This window comes from Rhizobium sp. 10N427, from assembly GCF_056394605.1.
On the sequence record NZ_JBFTID010000015.1, the window covers coordinates 1 to 21,300 of the forward strand.

The 21,300-nt window shown below is 58.0% G+C and carries 24 protein-coding genes and 2 pseudogenes; 11 read left to right on the forward strand and 15 right to left on the reverse strand.

All coding sequences use genetic code 11. The annotated features are described in order from the left end of the window. Positions 1 to 846: 846 nt before the first annotated feature. Positions 847 to 1,350, forward strand: a complete 504-nt coding sequence (locus AC1DIJ_RS24650) for a YciE/YciF ferroxidase family protein (protein ID WP_112386765.1) — start codon at positions 847 to 849, stop codon at positions 1,348 to 1,350. 66 nt (positions 1,351 to 1,416) lie between these two features. Here the strand turns inward: AC1DIJ_RS24650 and AC1DIJ_RS24655 are convergent, their stop codons facing one another. The 4 genes from AC1DIJ_RS24655 to AC1DIJ_RS24670 form a co-directional block, all read right to left on the reverse strand. Continuing rightward, positions 1,417 to 2,577, reverse strand: coding sequence for a PAS domain-containing sensor histidine kinase (locus tag AC1DIJ_RS24655; RefSeq protein ID WP_112386767.1), 1,161 nt, complete (start codon positions 2,575 to 2,577; stop codon positions 1,417 to 1,419). 8 nt (positions 2,578 to 2,585) lie between these two features. Then, on the reverse strand, positions 2,586 to 3,374 hold the full coding sequence (locus tag AC1DIJ_RS24660; protein WP_112386768.1) for an alpha/beta fold hydrolase: 789 nt from the start codon (positions 3,372 to 3,374) through the stop codon (positions 2,586 to 2,588). Positions 3,375 to 3,604: 230 nt separating this feature from the next. Further along, positions 3,605 to 4,129, reverse strand: a complete 525-nt coding sequence (locus AC1DIJ_RS24665; RefSeq protein ID WP_112386770.1) for a 2'-5' RNA ligase family protein — start codon at positions 4,127 to 4,129, stop codon at positions 3,605 to 3,607. Continuing rightward, positions 4,126 to 4,758, reverse strand: coding sequence for a TetR/AcrR family transcriptional regulator (locus tag AC1DIJ_RS24670; protein ID WP_112386772.1), 633 nt, complete (start codon positions 4,756 to 4,758; stop codon positions 4,126 to 4,128). Before AC1DIJ_RS24670 ends, AC1DIJ_RS24665 begins: the two co-directional genes overlap by 4 nt. An 88-nt stretch (positions 4,759 to 4,846) precedes the next feature. Between AC1DIJ_RS24670 and AC1DIJ_RS24675 the strand changes: the two genes are divergently transcribed. Beyond that, entirely contained in the window at positions 4,847 to 5,620 is a 774-nt protein-coding gene (locus AC1DIJ_RS24675) for an SDR family oxidoreductase (RefSeq protein ID WP_112386773.1), read from the forward strand. Between the two features lie 323 nt (positions 5,621 to 5,943). Here the strand turns inward: AC1DIJ_RS24675 and AC1DIJ_RS24680 are convergent, their stop codons facing one another. Genes AC1DIJ_RS24680 through AC1DIJ_RS24690 form a run of 3 tightly spaced genes read right to left on the reverse strand, consistent with a single transcriptional unit; the run spans position 5,944 to position 8,970 of the window. Next, the gene (locus AC1DIJ_RS24680) at positions 5,944 to 6,342 is read right to left on the reverse strand and encodes a cupin domain-containing protein (protein ID WP_112386774.1); all 399 of its coding nucleotides are present in this window, start codon (positions 6,340 to 6,342) and stop codon (positions 5,944 to 5,946) included. Between the two features lie 54 nt (positions 6,343 to 6,396). Beyond that, positions 6,397 to 7,158, reverse strand: coding sequence for an alpha/beta hydrolase (locus tag AC1DIJ_RS24685; protein ID WP_112386775.1), 762 nt, complete (start codon positions 7,156 to 7,158; stop codon positions 6,397 to 6,399). Positions 7,159 to 7,194: 36 nt separating this feature from the next. Further along, positions 7,195 to 8,970, reverse strand: a complete 1,776-nt coding sequence (locus tag AC1DIJ_RS24690; RefSeq protein WP_162698909.1) for a cytochrome c biogenesis protein DipZ — start codon at positions 8,968 to 8,970, stop codon at positions 7,195 to 7,197. A 321-nt stretch (positions 8,971 to 9,291) separates the two neighbouring features. Here AC1DIJ_RS24690 and AC1DIJ_RS24695 point away from each other — a divergent pair, with 321 nt between their 5' ends. From AC1DIJ_RS24695 to AC1DIJ_RS24710, 4 genes are all read left to right on the forward strand, one after another. Beyond that, positions 9,292 to 10,326: an alpha/beta fold hydrolase gene (locus tag AC1DIJ_RS24695; protein ID WP_112386777.1), complete on the forward strand. Its 1,035-nt coding sequence runs from the start codon at positions 9,292 to 9,294 to the stop codon at positions 10,324 to 10,326. Between the two features lie 119 nt (positions 10,327 to 10,445). Continuing rightward, a complete protein-coding gene (locus tag AC1DIJ_RS24700) occupies positions 10,446 to 11,186 on the forward strand; it encodes a response regulator (protein ID WP_112386778.1) in 741 nt (246 codons plus the stop codon). Beyond that, on the forward strand, positions 11,183 to 12,508 hold the full coding sequence (locus AC1DIJ_RS24705) for an ATP-binding protein (RefSeq protein ID WP_112386779.1): 1,326 nt from the start codon (positions 11,183 to 11,185) through the stop codon (positions 12,506 to 12,508). Before AC1DIJ_RS24700 ends, AC1DIJ_RS24705 begins: the two co-directional genes overlap by 4 nt. A 157-nt stretch (positions 12,509 to 12,665) precedes the next feature. Next, on the forward strand, positions 12,666 to 13,082 hold the full coding sequence (locus AC1DIJ_RS24710; protein ID WP_112386780.1) for an organic hydroperoxide resistance protein: 417 nt from the start codon (positions 12,666 to 12,668) through the stop codon (positions 13,080 to 13,082). Positions 13,083 to 13,770: 688 nt separating this feature from the next. Here AC1DIJ_RS24710 and AC1DIJ_RS24715 read toward each other — a convergent pair. From AC1DIJ_RS24715 to AC1DIJ_RS24730, 4 genes are all read right to left on the reverse strand, one after another. Continuing rightward, entirely contained in the window at positions 13,771 to 14,235 is a 465-nt protein-coding gene (locus AC1DIJ_RS24715; RefSeq protein WP_112386781.1) for a pyridoxamine 5'-phosphate oxidase family protein, read from the reverse strand. Between the two features lie 48 nt (positions 14,236 to 14,283). Further along, the gene (locus AC1DIJ_RS24720; protein WP_112386782.1) at positions 14,284 to 14,514 is read right to left on the reverse strand and encodes a hypothetical protein; all 231 of its coding nucleotides are present in this window, start codon (positions 14,512 to 14,514) and stop codon (positions 14,284 to 14,286) included. 452 nt (positions 14,515 to 14,966) lie between these two features. Next, positions 14,967 to 15,209 carry a DUF6894 family protein gene (locus tag AC1DIJ_RS24725; protein ID WP_112386784.1) on the reverse strand — a complete coding sequence of 81 codons (243 nt, stop codon included), beginning with the start codon at positions 15,207 to 15,209 and terminating at the stop codon, positions 14,967 to 14,969. Between the two features lie 265 nt (positions 15,210 to 15,474). Continuing rightward, positions 15,475 to 15,651 carry a hypothetical protein gene (locus tag AC1DIJ_RS24730; RefSeq protein ID WP_162698873.1) on the reverse strand — a complete coding sequence of 59 codons (177 nt, stop codon included), beginning with the start codon at positions 15,649 to 15,651 and terminating at the stop codon, positions 15,475 to 15,477. A 464-nt stretch (positions 15,652 to 16,115) separates the two neighbouring features. Between AC1DIJ_RS24730 and AC1DIJ_RS24735 the strand changes: the two genes are divergently transcribed. From AC1DIJ_RS24735 to AC1DIJ_RS24755, 5 genes and pseudogenes are all read left to right on the forward strand, one after another. Further along, positions 16,116 to 16,325 carry a cold-shock protein gene (locus AC1DIJ_RS24735; RefSeq protein WP_037135461.1) on the forward strand — a complete coding sequence of 70 codons (210 nt, stop codon included), beginning with the start codon at positions 16,116 to 16,118 and terminating at the stop codon, positions 16,323 to 16,325. Positions 16,326 to 16,455: 130 nt separating this feature from the next. After that, a pseudogene (locus AC1DIJ_RS24740) lies at positions 16,456 to 16,681 on the forward strand (hypothetical protein). A 31-nt stretch (positions 16,682 to 16,712) separates the two neighbouring features. Continuing rightward, positions 16,713 to 17,069, forward strand: coding sequence for a DUF6481 family protein (locus AC1DIJ_RS24745; RefSeq protein WP_112386786.1), 357 nt, complete (start codon positions 16,713 to 16,715; stop codon positions 17,067 to 17,069). A gap of 81 nt (positions 17,070 to 17,150) precedes the next feature. Continuing rightward, positions 17,151 to 17,426: a hypothetical protein gene (locus AC1DIJ_RS24750; protein ID WP_112386787.1), complete on the forward strand. Its 276-nt coding sequence runs from the start codon at positions 17,151 to 17,153 to the stop codon at positions 17,424 to 17,426. Between the two features lie 144 nt (positions 17,427 to 17,570). Continuing rightward, a pseudogene (locus AC1DIJ_RS24755) lies at positions 17,571 to 17,698 on the forward strand (Fic family protein); the annotation flags it as partial. A 150-nt stretch (positions 17,699 to 17,848) separates the two neighbouring features. Here the strand turns inward: AC1DIJ_RS24755 and AC1DIJ_RS24760 are convergent. From AC1DIJ_RS24760 to AC1DIJ_RS24775, 4 genes are all read right to left on the reverse strand, one after another. After that, on the reverse strand, positions 17,849 to 18,724 hold the full coding sequence (locus tag AC1DIJ_RS24760) for a transglutaminase family protein (protein ID WP_112386788.1): 876 nt from the start codon (positions 18,722 to 18,724) through the stop codon (positions 17,849 to 17,851). An 87-nt stretch (positions 18,725 to 18,811) separates the two neighbouring features. Then, entirely contained in the window at positions 18,812 to 19,912 is a 1,101-nt protein-coding gene (locus tag AC1DIJ_RS24765) for an extracellular catalytic domain type 1 short-chain-length polyhydroxyalkanoate depolymerase (protein WP_112386789.1), read from the reverse strand. 97 nt (positions 19,913 to 20,009) lie between these two features. Beyond that, positions 20,010 to 21,059 (reverse strand): fatty acid desaturase, encoded by a 1,050-nt coding sequence (locus tag AC1DIJ_RS24770; RefSeq protein ID WP_112386790.1) that lies wholly within the window; start codon positions 21,057 to 21,059, stop codon positions 20,010 to 20,012. Further along, positions 21,056 to 21,232 (reverse strand): DUF4167 domain-containing protein, encoded by a 177-nt coding sequence (locus AC1DIJ_RS24775; RefSeq protein WP_112386791.1) that lies wholly within the window; start codon positions 21,230 to 21,232, stop codon positions 21,056 to 21,058. The genes AC1DIJ_RS24770 and AC1DIJ_RS24775 overlap by 4 nt, the downstream gene beginning before the upstream one ends. Between the last annotated feature and the right edge of the window lie 68 nt (positions 21,233 to 21,300).

The following is a 21,300-nucleotide window of genomic DNA, read 5'->3' on the forward strand; positions in this document are numbered from 1 at the left end:
GTTTGCGCTCCGTTGTCCAGCGTCGCCGCCGGACGTCACCGATCATCAGATCAACCTGTCGAAACTCGTTAGACATAAGCTTATCCTCAAGCCTGTGCTTGAGCCTTCCTGCTTATGCTGAGTGTCCGGTCGAAAGTGGGGGCAGTTCATCTATACAGTGTTCACGCATTCACGTCCGCACGATAGGTGACATACGTTGCGACGATTCCTCCATGAAGGGAAGCGAGCCCTGTTTGCGCGCTCGTCAATGACGACCGCGCCGGATCGATTGAGGCTCATCAATCTATCCCCTCCAATCAGGGTATGCTCAAGCAGCGAGTTGTCGCGTTGTCGACCGTGGTGGCCCGAAATCTTTCACTGGAGCATTCGCCGGGACGAGCAACGGATATGATTTCCCGGCGTCGAGCCGTGCGCCGCTCCTGTCCTTGGCGGCGCTGCTGCATTGCGAGCCAGCCCATGGGGCCTTTTCCACCATCCCATCCGCGATTGTGATCGCCTTGACGCCTTAACTCCTGCAGGCGCCTCAATCTGGCCGGCTATGTCAAAAGGCAAGGATCCGTCTGGCTTCCGATGTACGAAGGCCAAAGGTCTGCGCGTGCTCCTGGATGGCGCGGGAAGGACGGAGTCTAATCTGGGTGAGGTCGATAAGTGCGGTCATGCGTGGAACTTAACCTCTCGGGGTCGGTTCATACGTCACGGTCGTGATAGTCGCGATCGAAAAAAGTCTCTCCGACCCATCGCATGATGTTCGCTCGGCGCCTTCGATGCGCGATCACAGCCTTATCGACCGCCACCCTGACGAAGCGGTGCATTCCCAATAGAGATACAGAACCCCAAGGAGCTATCATGGCCAAGGAATCCAAAACGCTTGACGTCCTCTTTCACGACACCCTGAAAGACGTCTATTTCGCCGAACACAAGATCGTCGCCACGCTTCCCAAGATGGAGGAGGCAGCCCAGAGCAAGCAGCTTAAGGGCGCCTTCGTCAAGCACCTGGGAGAGACCAAGGTTCATATCGAACGTCTCGAGGAGGTCTTCAAGATCATCGGAAAGAAGCCGGAACAGAAGACCTGCGATGCCATGATGGGCATCGTCAAGGAAGGTTCTGAGGTCATGGAGGAGTATGCCGGCACACCAGCTCTTGACGCCGGCCTTCTCGCCGCTGCACAGGCAGTCGAGCATTACGAAATGTCGCGCTACGGCACGTTGCGCACATGGGCGCTAGAGCTTGGGATGAAGGAGGCAGCCAAGCTGCTGCAGACGACGCTCGACGAAGAACAGGCCACCGACCTTGCGCTCACATCGATCGCCACCTCTGTGGTCAACCAGAACGCCGAAAAGGCAGCCTGACCAACACTCGGCCGTTTGCGGGCGGCCGAGCCACAACCCCGTGCAGACGGGTAGCAGTCTTAGTTCCTATCGGACGCCGACATTGTCGTCGGCGATCTGCGCAAGCGGCATCGTGAAGGTGAAGCGGGTCTCGATGGCATCAGACGCAACGTCCAGCCTCCCACCGTGGGCGCGAGCGATTTCCGATGCGATATGAAGGCCGAGGCCCAGCCCCTGACGATTGCCGCTAGCCTCCCCGCGGATGAATGGCTCAAAAAGGCTTGCCTGCACGTCCTTGGGAATCGGCGTGCCCTGGTTTGCTACCCAGATCTGAAAGTTCTCACCGCTCACGCCAGCGAATATCCTGATTGGTGCGTCAACCTGTCCATAGGTGATTGAGTTCCCGACCAGGTTGGATACCATTTGGCCTATTCGTCCTCCATCGCAAGCGACAGGCTGATCGAGATTGATGTCGGCCTCAATGATGCGATCAGGATCGCTGGAACGGAGTTCGTCGACAACGTGGAGAATGATCGGGGCAAGCTCTTCCGGCCTGATCTGCAGACCTATTCCGCCTCCGAGGCGACCCCGCGCGAAATCAAGCACGTTGTCGATGAGATCGGACATCCTCTGGACGCTACCCTGCATGAGGTCGAGTAGTGTGGTTGCCTTTGCCGTCGCCGTTTCCCTTCGAAGAAGGCGACTTGCGGCGCTGATCGATGCGAGCGGATTTCGAAGGTCGTGGCCTAGAACGGCAATAAACTGTTCTCTGAGTTCGGCATTCCTGTGCTCAATATCGAGTTCTATCTGCATTTCTGCGCCCGCGGCATCGGCCGCCGCACGGGCATCGACGAGCTGGCGTTCGTAGCGCCTCCGTTCGGTTGCCCGAAAGAGCATCACACGGGTAAAGAGAAGCTCGTTGTCGGCGTTGCGCTTTTCCGTTGCGTTTGCGATGACGGGAAACCTGCTCCCATCCTGCAGTTTGAGATCGAGCGCGACCTCGTCGAAATGACCCTGCAGTCGAAGAAGTGGCGCAAAGTGGGTTTCGTAGAATATGCGGCCGGCTGTGTTCAGCAGGTCGCGCATGCGTTTTCCGAGGAGATCTTGCGCCGGAATACCCAACCACCTCGATAACGTCTTGTTGGACTTGATGATAAGGCCATCCGGCCCGAGCGAGAGATACCCGCAGGGCGCGTTTTCGTAGAGGTCTTCCAGATCTTCCGTCTGCGTGTCGCGGTCAGAATCCATCAAGGTTCTCAAAGGAAGTCACGGATCGCGGCGATCACTTCGCGAGGCGCGCTCAGGTTTGGGCAGTGTCCAGTTGCGTCCAAAAGAACAATCTGGCTGCCCGGTACGTGTTCATACACATAACGACCGACGCCTTCGGAAGCGATGATGTCATCGCGGCTTTGAAGTACGATTGTCCGGGCCGTTACATTCGGAAGGTCGGCGCGATTGTCGGAAGTGAAGGTGACGCGGGCAAACGCCTTGGCGATCTCCGGATCGGTTCGACAGAAGCTGTTCGTCAGTTCCTCGCCCAACTCTGGTCGGTTTGGGTTGCCCATGATCGCAGGCGCCATTGCCTCGGACCATCCCATGTGATTGTCATCCAGAAATTCCAATAGCTCTTCGATCTCCGCAGGTCCAAAGCCACCAACGTATTCGGCGTCGTCGATGTACCGCGGGGATGGGCCCACAAGGATGAGGCTCTCGAAAAGGTCAGGCGCTTTCAGCGACGCAAGCACGCCGATCATCGCGCTCACGGAATGGCCGACGAATACCGCGTTGGAAAGTCCTATCTCCCGGCCGATCTCGACGACGTCATCAGCGTAACCGGACAAACTCGAATACTTTGCCGGATCGTAGGCGGAGAGATCTGAGTGACCCGCCCCGACATGATCGAAAAGTAGGGTCTTGAAGCCAAACTCGAACGCGGGGGCAACGAACCTCCACATGTTCTGATCGCATCCGAACCCGTGGGCGAAGACAATCGTCCGCGTGCCGTTACCTTGGATATGTACGTTGTTGCGGACAACGACTGACATGGTTCCCTCTGGTTACCCTGTCTAGCGTGTCTCAAATAACTCGGGATTTCGAGCGTTTCGAACCTAACCCCCACCCAAGTTTTGTCAAGGAAGCACGGGTTGAAGGTTCACATCCTTCAAGAGGAGCTTAGCCGGTCGCGTTGACTGAAGCCGGAGAGCCATTCGCCCACCTGACATTTAAGAGTTTTTCGCCCGGTTCCGGGCATGATTGGCAATATTCCGTTTTGCCCTCATCCCAAAGGCCGCGTGTCGAAAGGCAAAAATTTCAAATGCTCCCACGGCCCCCCAAGATAGTTCCACAGATCGAGGCCGAGGATTTCAATGGTGTGGGGTTCTAAGCTCGTGGTCAGGTCGCGATAGAGCGCGTCGGCGGTTGCTCTCGGCGCCTTATTCTGGATTGTGATATGCGGCCGCCAGGTCTGAACGTCCTGCGAGCCCAGCCACGCGACGAACTCGGCCTTCAGTCCTGCTCGGATGTCCTCCAACTCTGGGCATGTGACGATGAAGGCGACGCCTGCGCCGAGGTGTCGGAGGCTGCTGACCGTCGCTGTCGTTACTCTCGCCTGTGCCGCAACGTTAGTAAGCGTTTTACAGATCCTGTCACGATACTCGCCTGGCAGCCTGTGAAACACTGTCAGATGCGCGCCGAGAACATTGCGGTCCGGGGGAAAATGCCTCTGCCGAAGGCGATCGAACGGCTCGATATCCCTCTCGGCTATCCTCGCGGTGACAATAAGTGGCTGACGGGTCTTCAATCCAAGCTTCCGGTGACGGTCGTGCGTTTCCCGGGCCAGGCTGTCAGGGCGACGTCGATCAGCCGTTTCAGAAGCGCGTTGCAAGCACCATCGCAGGCTTGGGCCGACATGCCCTGAATGATCGCTCCATAGAAGCGTGCCAGCGTGTCGGTATCAGTCCCGGCTGGCAGTTCGCCCTCGCTGACGGCGCGATCGAAGCGGGCTTTTAGAACCTGCATCGATGCCTCTCGAAGGGCTGCCGTCATTCGAGCGACCGAGGCATTTTCTTCCGCATGCTGCAGAACTGCGGTGGAGACCATGCAGCCCGCGGGCTTGTCCGGCTGGGTATCGCCATCGGCAATATTGTAAAGGTAGCGACCGAGTGCCTCATAAGCGGGCAGGGCGGATGCCAGGATTTCCCCTCGGCAACCGCTTTCGCGGGCGATGCTGAAATCCAGCGCCTGTCGATACAATTCCTCTTTCGAACCGAAGGTTGAATAGAGCGTCGGCGGGTTGATCCCCATTGCTTTGGTCAGGTCGGCGGTCGACGTCCCTTCGTAGCCTCGTTCCCAGAACAGGCGTGCCGCGATGTCGAGCCCGGTGTCGCGATCGAGCACGCGGGGCCTTCCTCGTTTACGAACCGGCTCCATTAAAATAGTGGTCCCTATTTAATTGTTGACAGATATGTTTCCACCCTTAATATAGCGATCACTATTTTAATTGGCAACGGAGTAGATCATGTCCAGGAAACTCGCAGACAAGATTGCGCTTATCACCGGAAGCTCACGGGGGATCGGACGGGCGGTCGCGCTCGCTTTTGCAAAGGAAGGTGCCGCGCTGATCGGTGTGCACTACACCGCCAATCCGGATGCGGCCAAAGCCACCGTGCGGGAAATCGAGGAACTGGGCGTCAAGGCCGTCGCGGTAAAGGCTGATCTGCTCCAGGGCAAGGAGGCGGCCGACAGCCTCTGGACACAGTTCAGCGACGCGGCGCGTGCGCAAACGGGATCGGTCGGGCTCGATATTCTAGTCAACAATGCGGGCATTGCGCCTGCGGTCCCGTTGAAACAGACTAGCGAGGTTGTCTTCGACGAGGTGATGACTATCAACTACAAGGCGCCATTCTTCCTGATCCAGGCGGTAGCCGATCATATTCGCAACAATGGCCGCATCATCAACGTCTCCACAGGGTTCACCCGGATCGCAGCACCCACCCACCCGGCCTATGCTGCTTCCAAAGGCGCGCTGGAGACCCTGACGCTCGCACTGGCGCCCGACTTCGCGGTCCGCGGGATCACCGTCAATGCGGTCATGCCAGGGGTTACCGAAACGGACATGAATGCCGAATGGCTGGCGTCGCCGGATGCCCGCGCCGGCGCCGAGGCACTGTCGGTCTTCTCGCGTGTCGGCCGTCCTGACGACATTGCAGATGTGATCGCTTTCCTTGCATCGAACGATGCCCGCTGGACGACCGGGCAGATCATTGATGCCACGGGTGGCGCCCGGATCTAATTGATCCAAAGACTTCGCGATCTCTTCAGGCCATCAGAGGAGTCGCCATGGGGCGTATTCCCAACGAAATGCCGAAAAGCCCGCGCCCCGTCTGACCGTTAGACCAGGCCGCGCTTAGCGACAAGTGACCTTCAGCAAGTCGTGGAGATTGGTGCGATTACGCGTACGAGTGAATGTCGGCATACCCGATATTCGCTTTTGTCGCAGAAACAGGTACTGCAAGTGGGTGAACGACTGTTCGCTTCCTGAAACTGCCGGACATAGCCAACGCATCTCGTCGAATGCGCGGGAAGCCAAAGCTCCCGCGCATTCGGCGCAGCTTCTCACTTTGACTGAACCACAAGGGTCTTTCCGTCTTCCACAATATAGGTTGCGAGCTCTGATGCTTTGCCGGTGCCGACGTTTCGAGCTGAATGTACAACGCCGGTCGGGATGAATAGCGACTGACCGGCAGAGAGGATGACCGGCGCGCGCCCGTCTAATGTGTATTCGAGAGTTCCTTCAATCACAAAAGCAATTTCTTCACCGGGATGGGAATGCCTGGCGGCCAACACCCCGGGCGAGAAATCGACACGAACCTGCACGACCTCGTGGCCAGGCACATCGATGTCGTTTTTAATAAGATCGGTGCGTCGCAAGGGCTCTACGGCGAACGCAGGCGATGATGCCGCTCCAATGATTGCGAACAATAGGACGGCGACCGTTGCAGGTGATTTTTTCATGGCTATCTCCTTTTTAATTATGTTGAAGGTTGAGGATGTCGCGAGTGCTGTTGCTCATTGGCCGCCAATCTGCCGCGCCGCGGCTTCGATAACCTCGGCAACCTTTTCAGGCTGCGATGCGAACACGGCATGGCTTGCCTGGATCTCCGTCACATGGCTTCCGGCGCGCTTTGCCATGTCCCGTTCGAGATCAGGATTGATCGAGCGGTCTTGGGTGGCGACAACCGTCCAGCTTTTCTTGGTCTTCCATGCGGGATCGCCGACCTTTGCGGAGAAGGCGTCCCTGGATGCGAAGACCTGTGATTTTGCCAGGAAGGCGGCCTCGTCCTTCGGCAGGTCGGCAGCGAAGTCGTTGGCGAAGGCGGCTGGATCGAGAAAGAGATATTTGCCGTCCTTCGTCTCGCGGATATTCATACCGCCGGCCGGCTTGGAGCTCGCGAGACTGATAAGGCTTTCGCCCCTGTCCGGCTGGAAGGCCGCGATATAGACGAGACCCGCGACATGAGGGCTGTTGCCGGCTTCGGTGATGACCACACCGCCATAGCTGTGGCCGACGAGCAGTGTCGGGCCGTCTTGGAGGTCGAGGACCCGGTTGGTTGCGGCGACATCGTCGGCGAGCGAAGTGATCGGCTCCTGCACGATCGTGACATTGAAGCCGCGCCTTTCGAGGATTTCGGTTGCTTGGCGCCAGCCAGAACCATCGGCGAGAGCGCCGTGGACGATGACGATGTTCTTCACTTCGGCCGCTTGGGCCACAAAGGCAATGGCGCTGGTGACGAAAGCAAGGGCGAGGGTGGAGAGATAGTTGCGTTTCATGGTGGTGCTCCTGTCTTTTTAGGTTAGGTGAGGGATTCAACCGAAGGTGAAGGCGTAGGCTTGGACGCCGGGGTCGAGGAAGCGGATCTCGAAGGTGCGCGCGTCCACTTCGCCGGTCTGGCGCACCAGTTGGTAGAGCTTCGTCGTGGTTACCGTGCCATTTCCATCCGCATCGATATCGCTGCCGCGGTTGGCTTCGGGCGCCTTGCCGTCGACCGTCACTCGAAATCGGACCGGCTTTCCATCTGCCCCTGGGCCGAGCACGAGGTGCAGGTCGCGGGCGCTGAAATGATAGGTGATACTGCCGCCCGCCCGATCGAGGGTCGCCTCTTCGGCGCCGACGGTCCATTTACCGGAAAGGCCCCACTGGTTGAGACCTGGTTCGGTGACCGAATAGTCCCTGCTGGCATCCGCACGCATGCTCTCGTTCGAGGCAAAGCTGGTGGCCTGTTGATAACCGATGTAGGTTTCACCCGAGCGGACATGTTTCAGGTCCGCACTGGCCTCCACACCTTTTGCGTCAGGTGCAACCGGCGCGCTTTCGGCCATTTCACTGCCAGCCTCGTGCAGCAGGCCCTGGATTGCCTGTTCGGTCGGGCCGTAATTGCCTTCGCCGAAGTGATGGTACCGGATCTGGCCCTTGGCATCGATCAGGTAGTGAGCCGGCCAATAGCTGTTGGCGAATGCGCGCCAGATTCTGTAGTCGTTGTCGATTGCGACCGGATAGTTGATCTGGAAATCACCGACAGCCTTTTTGACGTTGTCGATCTTCTTCTCGAAGGCGAATTCCGGTGCATGCACACCGATGACGACCAGACCCTGGTCCTTGTACTTGTCGGCCCAGGCCCGAACGTACGGCGTGGTGCGGATGCAGTTGATGCAGGAATAGGTCCAGAAATCGACGAGCACGACCTTGCCGCGAAGCTGCTCCGTCGTGAGCGGCGGCGAGTTCAGCCATTCGACGGCGCCATCCAGTGAGGGTGCGGGGCCTTCAACAGGCAAGTCACTGCGGAACGGTTTGGTCGCATCGGTAAGACCGATCGACTTGTCGTTGCTCGCAACCTCCGGCGGAATGCCATCGGTCGGCTCAACATTCAGCCTGTCCAGGACCGCTTGTTCAAAAGACGCGTTGCTGGCATAGGAGAGCCGCGAAAGCAGCCCCGTGTCGAGGCCAAGTGCGATGACGGCGACACCGGCGATGACGGCGGCGCCCAGGCCCTGGCGTATCCGTTCGCTGACAACGAGCGATTTCTTCAATCCGGCAAAGATTTTTCCACCGACGGAAAGCGCGATTGCCAGCGAAGTGGCGGCGCCGGTTGCGTAGGCGAGCAGCAGGATACTTGTCTGCAGATTGGCGCCCTGGAGGGCAGCACCAGTCAGCACGAGACCGAGAATCGGGCCAGCGCAAGGCGCCCAGAGAAGCCCGGTCGCGACGCCGAGGATCAGCGCGCTTGCGGCGGTCGGCGCAGCACCGGGCTTGCCGGAAGCGTTTAGCAGGCGGTTGCCAAAACCGACGACCGGTTGGGTCATCAAGCTGGCGATACGCGGCGAAATCAGGCTTAAGCCTAAGATCGCAAGCAGGATGAGCGCGGCGAGGCGACCATATTCATTGGCATTGATTGCCCAGCTTCCGCCGACGGCTGCAAGGGTCGCCACAAACGCAAAGGTGGTGGCCATACCGATCAGCATCGGCAGCGTACTGCGCACGAAAGGCTGCCCGGCGCGGGCAAAGACGAAAGGCAGGATGGGGAGGATACAGGGACTGAATATGGTCAGCACCCCTCCGAGGTAGGCAATGATAAGAAGTGTCATCATCGTTTCCTTTGAAACCGGGTGATCGGGCACTGGACGGCGATGTGGCCCGACCAGCAACTGCGCCAATCTGATCGAGGCGATGTATCCCGGATGTGTCCGGTTCGGAGGCAATATGTACCGAAGTGTAGGAAGAGCGCCTGTCTGCAGCCCTGCTGAAGCAGATGGAGCAGATTCCGTTTGAGGAGGCAGCCAACTGTATCAGAATGTATCCCGCAGGCCGGAGGCTACATCCGGACGCAATAATAGCGGATATCGGAAACACTCGGGATACATGCCGGTTGTTTTCTCCATGTCACTAACTCGAAACGGAGAGAGACAATGTCCAGCGAAATCAATCTTCAGCGCCGTCACTTCTTTGGTCTTGCCGCAATGACAATGGCAGCGGTCGAATTCGGCCTGAGCAGCGCTGCTGCCGCCAAGGCAGCCGCACCGGCCGTCAAGGCCGGTTCGCATGCATCTTTCGCGGCGTTGAAGCAGATCAAGGCCGGCGAGCTCAATGTAGGCTACGCCGAGGTCGGTCCCGCCAATGGTTCGGTCGTGCTGCTGCTGCATGGCTGGCCCTACGATATCTACAGTTTCGTTGATGTGGCTCCCGTGCTCGCCGATGCCGGCTACCGGGTGCTGATCCCCTATTTGCGTGGTTATGGCACGACCGAATTCGTCTCTGCCGATACACCGCGCAACGGCCAGCAGGCCGCAATAGCCACAGATATCATCGCCTTTATGGATGCGCTGAAGGTCGAGCGCGCCGTCATCGGCGGTTACGATTGGGGCGGGCGCACTGCCGATATTATGGCTGCGATCTGGCCGGAGCGCTGCAAAGCGCTGGTTTCTGTCAGCGGCTATCTGATCGGTAGCCAGGAGGCCAACAAGAAGCCATTGTCGCCGCAGGCCGAACTGTCGTGGTGGTATCAGTTCTATTTCGCCACCGAGCGTGGCCGCGAAGGTTATGCCGCGAATACGCACGATTTTGCCAAGTTGATCTGGAAGCTCGCCTCGCCGCAGTGGGATTTCGACGACGCGACCTTCGATCGCTCGGCCAAGGCCTTCGAAAACCCCGACCATGTTGCCATAACCATCCACAACTACCGCTGGCGGCTTGGCCTCGTCGATGGCGAGCGGAAGTATGATGAACTCGAAAAGAAACTTGCTGCTTTCCCGGTCATCACCGTACCGACGATCACCATGGAGGGCGACGCCAACGGCGCGCCGCATCCGGACCCTGCGGCATACGCCAAAAAGTTCACCGGTAGATACGAGCATCGCACCATATCGGGCGGCATCGGCCACAATCTGCCGCAAGAAGCACCACAGGCCTTTGCCCAGGCCATTCTGGACGTCGATCGTTTCTAAAACCTGTCCTGACAGCCGTGAACAGAATTGTCTGTTTCGCGGCTGCCGATTCAGAGTCAAAAGAGAAAGCGGCGAGTCTGCCATTCGCCTGACCGATAGAAGGATCCGGAAGTTCGAACATGGAGCATATCGACCACATCCTGATCGTTGATGACGATCGTGAAATCCGCGAGTTGGTTTCGAGCTATCTGACGAAAAGCGGACTTCGTACGTCCGTCGCGGCCGATGGACGCCAGATGCGCAGTTTTCTGGAAGGCAACACGGTCGATCTGATAGTGCTCGATGTCATGATGCCAGGCGATGACGGGCTCGTGCTTTGCCGCGAGTTGCGCGCCGGCAAGCACAAGGCGACGCCGATCTTGATGCTGACGGCTCGTAGCGACGAAATGGACAGGATCATCGGTCTCGAAATGGGCGCCGACGACTATCTGCCGAAACCGTTTGCGGCGCGCGAACTTCTGGCGCGCATTAAAGCTGTGCTGCGCCGCACCCGTGCGCTGCCGCCGAACCTGCAGATTTCGGAGGCCGGACAGTGGCTCCGTTTCGGCGACTGGCGCCTCGACACGATCGGCAGGCACCTTCTCGACAAGGACGGGACCGAGATTGCGTTGAGTGGCGCCGAATACCGGCTACTGCGCGTCTTCATCGATCATCCGCAACGGGTGCTTAACCGCGATCAGCTGTTAAACCTGACCCAAGGCCGCGATGCCGAACTCTTCGACCGCTCGATCGATCTGCTTGTTAGCCGCGTTCGCCAGCGGCTGGGGGATGATGCGCGTGAGCCGACCTATATCAAGACGGTGCGCAGCGAAGGTTATGTCTTTGCTGTTCCGGTGGCGATAGAAGAGGCCAGATCATGAGCGCAGCTGTTGCTATTCGCTCCGGATTTTGGCCGAGCACCCTGCGGGCTCGGCTTTTCGTTATTTTGTTGCTGGGCCTGGCTGTTGCCTATGGCCTGTCGTTCACGGTCCTGTTCGTCGAGCGTTCCATGTCGGCCAAGGCCGTCATGCTTGGCACACTGGAAAGCGACGTCGCAACCTCAATTGCTGTTCTCGACCGCCTGCCGGCGGATCAGCGCGCCGACCTGCTCGACCGACTAAGCCGCGGCAACTATCGTTTTGAGCTTGGGCCGGGACTACAGGGCGTGCCGGACAATTCTAGCAAGGGTAAGGAAATCGGCGGTCGAATCCAGGAGGCGATCGGCGGCACCTATCCGATCCGCATGGAATCCATCCCCGGCGATATCAGCCGCCTGCAGGCGCATCTGACACTGAGCGACGGAAGTCCTTTGACGATCGATATTACGCCGCGGCCTCCGATGCCACTCGCGGCATGGTTGCCATATGTCCTTGCCATCCAGATGGTGCTCCTGGTGCTTTGCACATGGGTCGCCGTGCGTCAGGCGATCCGCCCGCTGGCTGCGCTCGCGGCCGCCGCCGACGCGCTTGATCCCAACAAGAAGGGACCACCGCTCAGCGAGCGGGGTCCGTGTGAAGTGGCGCATGCGGCACGCGCTTTCAACGCCATGCGTGAAAGGATTTCCCACTACCTCGAAGAGCGGGTGCAGATCCTTGCGGCGATATCGCACGACCTGCAGACGCCGATCACGCGGATGCGACTGCGCGCCGACATGGCCGACGATTCCCCCGAGAGGGACAAACTGGTCCGTGATCTGGGTGAAATCGAGCGGCTCGTGCAGGATGGGATCGCCTACGCCCGCAGTGCGCATGGCAATGGCGAGAAATTTTCGCGCATCGATCTCTCGTCCTTTATCGACAGCATCGCCTACGACTATCAGGACATGGACAAGGCCGTCAGCGTTGCCGGTCTCGTGCAGGGCATTGCATCGACCAAACCGCATGCCCTTCGCCGCATTCTCACGAACTTTATCGACAATGCGTTGAAATTTGCAGGTAGCGCCGAAATCAGCGTCGAGCGGAAGAAAGAGGGTGAGATTGCCATCACGGTGATGGATCGTGGTCCCGGTATTCCGGATGCCATGCTGGAAGCTGCCATGCAGCCGTTTTTCCGGCTGGAGCAGTCCCGCAATCGCGAGACTGGCGGCACAGGGCTCGGCTTGGCCATCGCCCAGCAGCTGGCGGCTGCAATCGGCGGTTCCGTCCGGATATACAATCGTGACGGCGGAGGCTTGGCAGCCGAGGTCAACATTCGGGCCAACTGATTTTCTTCCTGCTTTGTATGCGAAGTATCGAGATCTGCCGACGGTACGCTTTGATACAGTTCGGCCGATTTTAGAAACATAGGGGATACGTCAAAGGGTCAAAACCACTCCGTCACCAGATGTCGCAGATCGCGGTATCAAACCAAGGAGTGTTCCCATGATCACGATTGAAAATGTTCTCTATACCGGCAAAACCCGCACCACCGGCGGCCGCGATGGCTCAGCCCGCAGCAGCGATGAGCAGCTCGTCGTGAAGCTGTCTCCTCCGGGCAGCGTCCATGCGGGCACCAATCCCGAACAGCTCTTCGCAGCCGGATGGTCAGCCTGCTTCATCGGCGCGATGGGCCTTGCCGCCGGCAAGCGCAAGCTCCGTCTTCCCACCGATACCGCCGTTGATGCGGAAGTCGATCTCGGCATGACGGGCGATGCTTATTTTCTGCAGGCCCGCCTCAATATCAGCCTGCCGGGTCTGGACCCGGAGCTCGCTCGGTTGATCGTCGACGAAGCTCATCAGACCTGCCCCTATTCCAAGGCAACACGCGGCAACATCAACGTTGCTCTGACAGTCGTTTGAGCACACCCAGGAGATCTTGATGAAACATATCCTGTTGGGCACATTGGCGGCTATCATCTTTGCTGCACCCTGCGCTTATGACGTCCTCTCGCAAGAACCCTCGCCGTTGGCTGGTCTTGTTGCTGTCGTAGCGGTTGCTGGTCAATCCCACTGGTAACCGGCACCCGGTCGCGGCACGGACAAGCGTCCATCGCAACTTGAAACGAAAGGACTGCAGATGCGAATCCGCCGTCGAAAGAGAGCCGCCGTTTGACACGGCGGCTTTTCGGTTTGAACTTACGTTTCCTGCTTCTGTACGCCTTTTAAAGAATGATCTGGTCGTCCTGGCGGATCGCAATGAGGCGTTCAGATTGCCGGCCGGCCGCGGTGACCAGTTCGTCCATGGTGACGGTCCGGATCCGCAAGATACTATGAAGCCGGTTTTCGCTCCACGCGATATGTTCCTTTCCACGGTCATATCGACAGGCTCAAGATCAAGGCGGGGAATTTTCATTGGCGTCGGTACGGTTGCGCGCACTGGCCTGAAGTGCCGGCAGTAAACGCCCGAGATTGAACCAGCATAAGACAAGCCATGGAAGCCAGACTTCCGATGGCACGTTTCCAACCGCGGCCATGTTTGAAGGACTACCCTGTCCAGCGTTCAAATTAATGGAGGCTTCGCGCGGCTTACGCAGGGTTGAAAACGCTGCTATCGCCCACTCCCAGGTGCCGCGTTCGACTGGCGTCCGGACACCACGTCGAGCGACAAGCTAAAGAAGATCGGACCGCCGCTAGCCGTTTCTCTTCCCGCGCTTAGTTCGAAGGTCCCGGGCTCCCACCAGAATGGGCGTTTCTGCAATAAGGCCCACGCATGAATACGTTCATTGCGCCGCTCGGGCGTGTCCGGCAGTTCATCGAAGTGGCCTTGAACAAGCACGCTTGTCCAATTTCTGTCATTCGCCAATTCTTCAACTTGCAGGCTCGCAAGCGGTCTGCGCCGCAGGTATTCGATTTTCCTCCCCGCCATCGAGAACATAAAAACCTTGTTGGCATCATATGCGTAGTGAACGGGGATCACATATGGGTAGTCTTCCCCCAGACATCCGAGATGTCCAAAGGTGTGCCTTTCGAGAAATGATATACACGCGTCTTCGGTCATTCGTCGCAGGTCCATAATAACCTCCCGCTCTTGGTTAGGTTGCGCCTCAGTGTTGCCCTGGCGTTATGACTTGGCGTCTAGCGCCGCTTCGATTCGCTTCAAGCGATCGATGGTGCGGCGCTTGAGGTCGTAGAGCCGCAGCAGCAACTCTTTGTCCAGGTCAACGGGTTTGCCGTTGCCGCGCGACTTGGCAACAATCACTTTCTGTTTGGTTAGCCACTCATCCACTTTCGCGGCTTTGCCCTCCGCAAATCTCAGATTTCTTAGTTTGTACCGAACGCACTTCATGTTCATTCAAACCAATTCGGTCGTTCGCAACGTCGTTGCGCCCCGCGCGACCAAACAAGAGACACCGCCGGTACCCGCTTAGCTGAAGTCTGCATGAATGTGTGCGCCGGCGAGGTGCCGGTGTCGAGGTGAGAAAACGTGTCAAGCGCGCAAAACATCAACATCCAGCCGTCTGCGCTGAGCTGTTGCCGAGCTGACTCAGAGGCCCGGATCTCCCAATTTTCGAACTCGAGTTTCAAGCGATCGAGATCATAGGAGGAAAATCTGCCGTTGTGATCTAGCCGATCAGTAAGGAGCATTGTCCTTCTCCCCAAGTTGGGGCGGGAGCACTGCGCTCTCAAGCGGCAGTGCCCGATTACGTGGCTGCCGACCGAACTACCCTAGGCTTGTGCACTGCGAACGCAACAACTCATTTGAATCGGCGATCAAGGTGAGATCCACTTGGCCGTTGTGCTTGATCATCTATCGCGAAACAGTTTTGCAATCACAGCATCGACCCGTACAACGCCCACCTCGCTGCGGTCCGCGCATATCTGGATACCGCTGATCGTCCAGCGACGCGCAGTGCCAAGCGCATCGACGAAGAGCCCATGGAGACTATTCTCGGCGGCATTGCGCGCTTCAAGAAATGTGGTGAATTCTCTGCCGTCTTCGTCTTCAATTGTGTGGTCGAGGTGCAGGATGTGGAAATGGTAGCGCACAGGCCAACCTCGCGGAGATAAAGAGGAGCCTGCTCAGGGTTCAGGCAGGCCCCTGGTGAAAGACCCCGCGATACAGGAATATTGAGGGCCAGACGGGTACGAACTGTCTGTGCGAGACGATGTTCCCGCTCTAGCAAAATAAATGTCCGATATCGGACATTTGTAGACACAGCAGAGATCACTATTAGCTAGACTTAAGTGATCACGAATGGAACGTTGCGCTTGTACTTTAACCGGCGCATAACACCCCATCGAGGCCAACCTTTCACGGGAGGCTCCGACTGGAAGTGACCCCGCTTCCGACCCAACGTGAAAGGACGCACCATGTTTGGCTACGTCCGAACGCGCCATCGAAAGCAGCAAAGCCGATCATCTCGCGCAGCAAATCGGCATCAGCGCTCTTCTCAACGAGTGAGCGCAGGTTCATCATGTCATCGGTCATCGATAGTGTCCCTAAGGGTGGTCATAAGCAACCCGACCCTACCGGAAATCACCGATGGCTATGAAATCCAGCTACACCACTCCTTGGGACACGATCCCATCGTCGGAATTTCGCGAGACCAACTCCCTGCTAGTTCCCGGCGCAACTCCTCCTCTTCGACCCTATGATCGAAACCATCAGGCCAGCTCGGAAAGATCATGCAGATCAATCAAGCGCACAATTCCAAGAAAATCATTTTCTTTTGATTGGTATGGACGCAAATAATTTTTAAGCGGAAAAAGATTAGTTGACCCATGTAGGAAAATAATCTATTGATGTGTTCATCGATCTTTTGCTTGCCGAACTTTGTCTACTGCGCGATTGGCACCGCGTTCTAAGCGAACTTCCTCTCAAAAATAGTCGTTATCACCGTCCGCGAAGCGTTGCTTTAGCGGTCCCTACTCTATGCTTTGAAAGGGTTCATCATGACCACAGGCACAGTAAAATGGTTCAATTCCACCAAGGGCTTCGGCTTCATTCAGCCTGACAACGGCGGCGCTGACGCTTTTGTCCACATCTCTGCCGTCGAACGCGCCGGAATGCGCGAACTCGTCGAAGGCCAGAAAATCGGCTTCGAGCTCGAGCGTGACAACAAGTCCGGCAAAATGTCGGCCTGCAATCTGCAGAACGCATAATTCGGTAGCTGCTGTCCCTTTGACCACGGATGTACTGGCATTGCCGGAGGCACGTTATCAATTCAAGGCCAGGCGTTCTGCCTGGCCTTTTTCTTTTTCGCCCGTCCATCGGGCACGTGATCGGAACCATGTGACAGAGAGATTTAGCAAATCCCGCCAGCAGGCGGAAATCGCCTTTGGCAACGTCCAGACGCAATTTCTTGCGAAGCACAAGGCCGTGGAAGAAGTTCAGTCCACTGATAAGGCCCGTGATGCGAAGACATTGAGGCTTCGCGAAGCGCGCTTGGCGAAGGAAATGGACGATCGCGCCGCGCGCGACCTCCGGTGTTCTAGCGAAGCGCGCCAGATCTAAATGATCAACGGGCAACAACCTTATGAGGATGAAATTTGAAGAAGCCTAAAACCACTGACCTTGTTGACCGGCGCACCGCAGCAGCGGATGCTAGAAAAGACCTTGTCAACGCCTACCGTGCCGCACAGGTCGCAGATATGCCCGCCAGGGTCGCCAAACGGGAAGAACGAGCAGCGATTGCTTCTGCCCGGGAAATGCGCCGTCTCCAACGTGAGCGCTTGAAGGTGGAAGAACGTCACCGGCTCGCAACCGAGGAAGTAGACCGGCAGACTGCGGCGGATGCGGCTGCACTTGCTGATGCCGACCGCATAGCGAAGGTCGTCAATGACGAAGCGGAGCGAAAGGCCGAACGCGATCGGCGCTACGCCAATCGGAAGGCAAGACGAGCGTAATTTCTCCGCCATCGATCGATTGGCCCTTCGCCTTGCTCATCTCGATGGCGAGGTGAGACCACTACCACCATAGGAGCATCCATGGTACCGGATAAAAATGAGCTCCAGGCGATCAACACGTCCTGGCAGATCGCGATCCAGGAAATTTTGCGGATGGTCATCCGTGACATGTATCACTCTGGCGGCGAGGCAGCGTTCAAAACACATATCAAACGGATCGAGGAGGCAGCGGTGGATAGCATCCACTCTGACCTCAGGCTGCGCGGCACTGATGAATGGACGGAAGTCTTGGTCAAGGAACGGGCAAGTAACTTCGTCACGACCCTGCTGACGTCGTTCACCTATGATCGCGCCTGAGAAAGCCTATCTGCCGATGGAGCGTGTGGGCCGAATGCTTCACGCCGCCAGCAGCTGGTCACCTTTCAATGTCCCCAGGGTGATTAAACGCGCATACTTAAGTTCGTCAGCTTAAAAAAATGAAATGCGCCTTGCTTAAATAAAGTACGGGCTTTCGCGCCATTGCCGTCCGAGCCGGTGATTGTGCTTTCACTATTAGAGCGTCTGAGCTTGGAGAGCGCGCGTTAGATCGCTTGGATGGTATCACAATGCTGCTGCCGCGAAAGGAGCTGCTTCCTCTAAACGAAGGCACCGATCCCCCGCCTCTCAGTTCATGACAGTCAGCAAATAGATGGGCCAGGGTTTCGGTCTCCATCATGAGCGAAGGGTGGGCGAGGCTCGAAATCAGCCAAGCCAATACGATCGTTCTCGTGCCGCCTGGCCTATGCCGAGACGATTGCTTTTACTTCTATGGTCACGTCCATCGACCGGAACGCGTCCGCCGCGCCCGCGAAGCTCCCTGAAACCGGAACGGCCTGGGCGATGTCGCGGCTCACGGCGACCGGGATCAGGTTGGCGCTGCCCATACTGCGGTTCGTCGGATCGAATGTGATCCAGCCAGCGCCTGGAAGGAAGACCTCTGCCCAGGCGTGCGTCGATCCACAGTCCGTGGAACCGGTGAGGGAGCTGTCCGGATCGAACAGATAGCCTGAGACGATCCGGGCGCCAAAGCCCAGGGTGCGGACAGTTTCCACGAATAACACGGCAAGGTCCCTGCAGGAGCCCCAACGCCGATCAAGGGTGATCAGCGGCGCTTGCGTGCCTTCCTCTTCCCGGCTCTGGTAGGCAATGGCCGATGCGATACCCAGACTGATATCCTTGAGGAGCGACAGTGTATCCGTAGGCCTGCCGGCGACGAAGCCGCGCGCCCATGTCGCGAGGCGGTGCTCGGCATCGTCATAGCGCTGAACGGTTAGCGCTCCAAGGTCTGTCCAATCGCTCTCTGGGTAGAGGAAGGGATAGTTGATCGCCGAAGCCGCGATGTCGAACACGGGCCACGCCGGTGCCTTCAAATCCACGGTCGCCGAGCTGTTCACAACAAGGCTGTCGCTGGGCGTCTGAAATGTCGCTAAAGCGATTATATTGCCGAATACGTCTTGCGACCAGCTTAGCTCAGCCTCGGGGGAAGTGGAAATTTCATGGCTCAGCAGCCTGAGCTCGCGGCCCTCGCGCGGCCTGAGCATAAGGCGGTGCGTCGACAACGATACGGTCTGTCGAAAATTGTAGGTAGTACGGTGACGAATACCAAGCATCGGCATGAAGAGCGAACCCCTGAAAGTTGACGGCAAAACCCCCGCCCTTGACCTGGGGCAACAGCTTGTCTTCTGCACGCCGCGCCAGTTCAATCAACGCATCAGCCCGGCTGCACGAAGCGCATCGTTGATCACCTTGCCAACACCTTGTTCGTCGCGACCTGCGGCATCGCGAGCCGGGCCGGGTTTTGCATAGGCCATTGCCTTGGCGATCACAGCTTCAATGCCTGAGGGCGCGGCTGTGAACTCCGGGCCACGCTGATATGCGCCTTCGGCGATGGCGACATCAGCATCATCGGCAAGACCCCAAGACCTGGCAATACGTGCGGTCGACGAAACACCTGCCTCCAGCATAAACGGCCCGGAATTTCCCAGTGGAGCTTCAGCCGCAAATGACAAAGGAACACCATGAGCCATGCCCGTGATGAGATTGACCTCGATGACCTGCCTGCCGCGTTCATCGAGCCAGACCTTACGACTATGGCCATTGATCGTTTCGATCACATCAGGTGTGCCGGAGACGTGGTGCACGCCGGCCCACTGTTGGACGATCTGCTCTGCGTTGACGGGCTTCACCGTCTGGTCATGTGTTCCGTGCCACACAGAGATACGTGGGTAGTCCCCCAGCTTGATTGCCGCGGTCGTCAAGGCCAATTGCAACTGGCTGACGCTCGGGGCTTTATGGCCTCGCATCCGCTCGAATGCCTGCCCCACACCTGAAGCGATCCCATAAGGGAGCCCGCCGATGATCGCGCCGGCCGCAAACAATTCGGGATAGGCTGCCAGCATGACGTTCGCCATTGCGCCTCCGGCCGACAGTCCGGTGATGGAGACCTTGTCAGGATCCATTCCGTGCGACACAACGACGTGGCCGATCATCTCACGGATTGACAGAGCCTCGCCCGCATCGCGCCGAATATCGCCCGGCTCAAACCAGTTGAAACACAGGTTGGCGTTGTTCGCCCGCTGCTGCTCGGGAAACAGGACCGCAAACCCTTTTTCTTCCGCCAGCTTTGACCAGCCGGAACCGTGGTCATAGGTCGCCGCATTCTGCGTGCATCCGTGCAGGACGACAACGAGCGGCGTTTTGGGAGCAAGGATGGTCGGCAGATAAAGCCAGCATCTGAGCAAGCCGGGGTTCGAACCGAAGTTCTTCAGCTCGGTCAGCTGGCGAGAATTCTTTTGCTGGATCACGTCCGTCTCCTCTGTCCATCATAGGACACTCGTTCGTATATGGGCGCGAATGCTGCGCCGCACAATTTTTTCTGCAAAGGTATCCTGTGGGCAGATCTCAATGAGTTTCCTCGGCGACCCGTGCGATACCGGCTGCCTCACGAAAGGAGATCAACCGCCGACTACTTTCGTCCCACAGGACTAGCTTTACGCATCTGAGGCTTTGCCCCAGCGTGATCCTGCCGATTTCGCCGAGTTCCGGGTGGTTCTGTACGACCTCCGGCAGGCGATAGTAGGGGACCTTGCTTGAGAGATGGTGCACGTGGTGGATGCCGATGTTGCCAGTCAGCCAGCGCAGAGGTTGCGGCAGATCATAGTACGAAGCACCGTGCAGGGCGGCTTTTGGAAACTGCCATTCCGGCTCTTTCGACCAGTGTGTCTCCTCGAATTGATGCTGCACGTAGAATAGCCAGACGCCAATCGAACCGGCAAAAAGGACAATCGGTAGGTGGACGATTAGAAAGGAGACAGGGCCGATCACCCAGATCAGGAGCGCGGCAATCGCGACAACTGCGACATTGGTGGCCATCGTCGACACCCATGGCAGCATGCCATTGCGCATCATGCCCATCGGCAGGCGCTGCTGAAACAGGAAGAGCCAAGCCGGGCCTATGCCAAACATCACCAGTGGATGCCGGTAGAGACGATAGCCGACCCGTCCCCACCGAGACCGTTCATAATATTCCGTCACAGTAAGAGTGGTGATGTCTCCGACGCCCCGCTCATCGAGATTGCCGGCTGACGCGTGATGCGCAGCGTGCGCCCTGCGCCAGTAATCATACGGGGTCAGGGTAAGGACGCCTAAAACACGGCCTGTCCAGTCATCGAAGTGCCGCCGGGCGAAAAAGGAGCCGTGGCCGCAATCGTGCTGGATCATGAATAGCCGTAGCAGAAATCCCGCTGCAGGCATGATCAGGACCAAACCCCACCAGAAGCCGTAATGGACCGCCAACCAGGTCAGCGTCCAGAAGGCGGCGAACGGGATGGCTGTGACCACCAGCTCAAATACGCTCCGGCCCGCATGCGGCGTGCGATATTTTGCAAGGATTTTAAGCCACGCCTTTTCATCCCTGCTCTCAGGAGCGGTGTACATTGGCTTCGTGTTCATTGTGGCTGTCCAGCTCTCTGCAGGGCGGCCGTGCGATAAAAGTGTTCCGCGTGCTGAGAGAGGTTCTCGGCCTCGATCCGGTCACCGGTCTGGGCGGCCTCTCGCGCCAGAAGCATATACTGCTCGTATCGCCTCATCAGGCTCTGCGAATTGGTTGTTGCGGTGGCATCCATGCTGGCGCGTGCCGGTCGGCTGGCCGACGAAGGGGAATTTTGGCTTGGTGATTTCAAAAAAATAATTC

Coding starts and splice junctions, on each gene's coding strand:
- AC1DIJ_RS24650 (WP_112386765.1), top strand. CDS start 847: ATGGCCAAGGAATCCAAAACGCTTGACGTCCTCTTTCACGACACCCTG.
- AC1DIJ_RS24655 (WP_112386767.1), bottom strand. CDS start 2,577: ATGGATTCTGACCGCGACACGCAGACGGAAGATCTGGAAGACCTCTAC.
- AC1DIJ_RS24660 (WP_112386768.1), bottom strand. CDS start 3,374: ATGTCAGTCGTTGTCCGCAACAACGTACATATCCAAGGTAACGGCACG.
- AC1DIJ_RS24670 (WP_112386772.1), bottom strand. CDS start 4,758: ATGGAGCCGGTTCGTAAACGAGGAAGGCCCCGCGTGCTCGATCGCGAC.
- AC1DIJ_RS24675 (WP_112386773.1), top strand. CDS start 4,847: ATGTCCAGGAAACTCGCAGACAAGATTGCGCTTATCACCGGAAGCTCA.
- AC1DIJ_RS24680 (WP_112386774.1), bottom strand. CDS start 6,342: ATGAAAAAATCACCTGCAACGGTCGCCGTCCTATTGTTCGCAATCATT.
- AC1DIJ_RS24685 (WP_112386775.1), bottom strand. CDS start 7,158: ATGAAACGCAACTATCTCTCCACCCTCGCCCTTGCTTTCGTCACCAGC.
- AC1DIJ_RS24690 (WP_162698909.1), bottom strand. CDS start 8,970: ATGACACTTCTTATCATTGCCTACCTCGGAGGGGTGCTGACCATATTC.
- AC1DIJ_RS24695 (WP_112386777.1), top strand. CDS start 9,292: ATGTCCAGCGAAATCAATCTTCAGCGCCGTCACTTCTTTGGTCTTGCC.
- AC1DIJ_RS24700 (WP_112386778.1), top strand. CDS start 10,446: ATGGAGCATATCGACCACATCCTGATCGTTGATGACGATCGTGAAATC.
- AC1DIJ_RS24705 (WP_112386779.1), top strand. CDS start 11,183: ATGAGCGCAGCTGTTGCTATTCGCTCCGGATTTTGGCCGAGCACCCTG.
- AC1DIJ_RS24710 (WP_112386780.1), top strand. CDS start 12,666: ATGATCACGATTGAAAATGTTCTCTATACCGGCAAAACCCGCACCACC.
- AC1DIJ_RS24715 (WP_112386781.1), bottom strand. CDS start 14,235: ATGGACCTGCGACGAATGACCGAAGACGCGTGTATATCATTTCTCGAA.
- AC1DIJ_RS24720 (WP_112386782.1), bottom strand. CDS start 14,514: ATGAACATGAAGTGCGTTCGGTACAAACTAAGAAATCTGAGATTTGCG.
- AC1DIJ_RS24730 (WP_162698873.1), bottom strand. CDS start 15,651: ATGACCGATGACATGATGAACCTGCGCTCACTCGTTGAGAAGAGCGCT.
- AC1DIJ_RS24735 (WP_037135461.1), top strand. CDS start 16,116: ATGACCACAGGCACAGTAAAATGGTTCAATTCCACCAAGGGCTTCGGC.
- AC1DIJ_RS24750 (WP_112386787.1), top strand. CDS start 17,151: ATGGTACCGGATAAAAATGAGCTCCAGGCGATCAACACGTCCTGGCAG.
- AC1DIJ_RS24760 (WP_112386788.1), bottom strand. CDS start 18,724: ATGCCGATGCTTGGTATTCGTCACCGTACTACCTACAATTTTCGACAG.
- AC1DIJ_RS24770 (WP_112386790.1), bottom strand. CDS start 21,059: ATGAACACGAAGCCAATGTACACCGCTCCTGAGAGCAGGGATGAAAAG.
- AC1DIJ_RS24775 (WP_112386791.1), bottom strand. CDS start 21,232: ATGGATGCCACCGCAACAACCAATTCGCAGAGCCTGATGAGGCGATAC.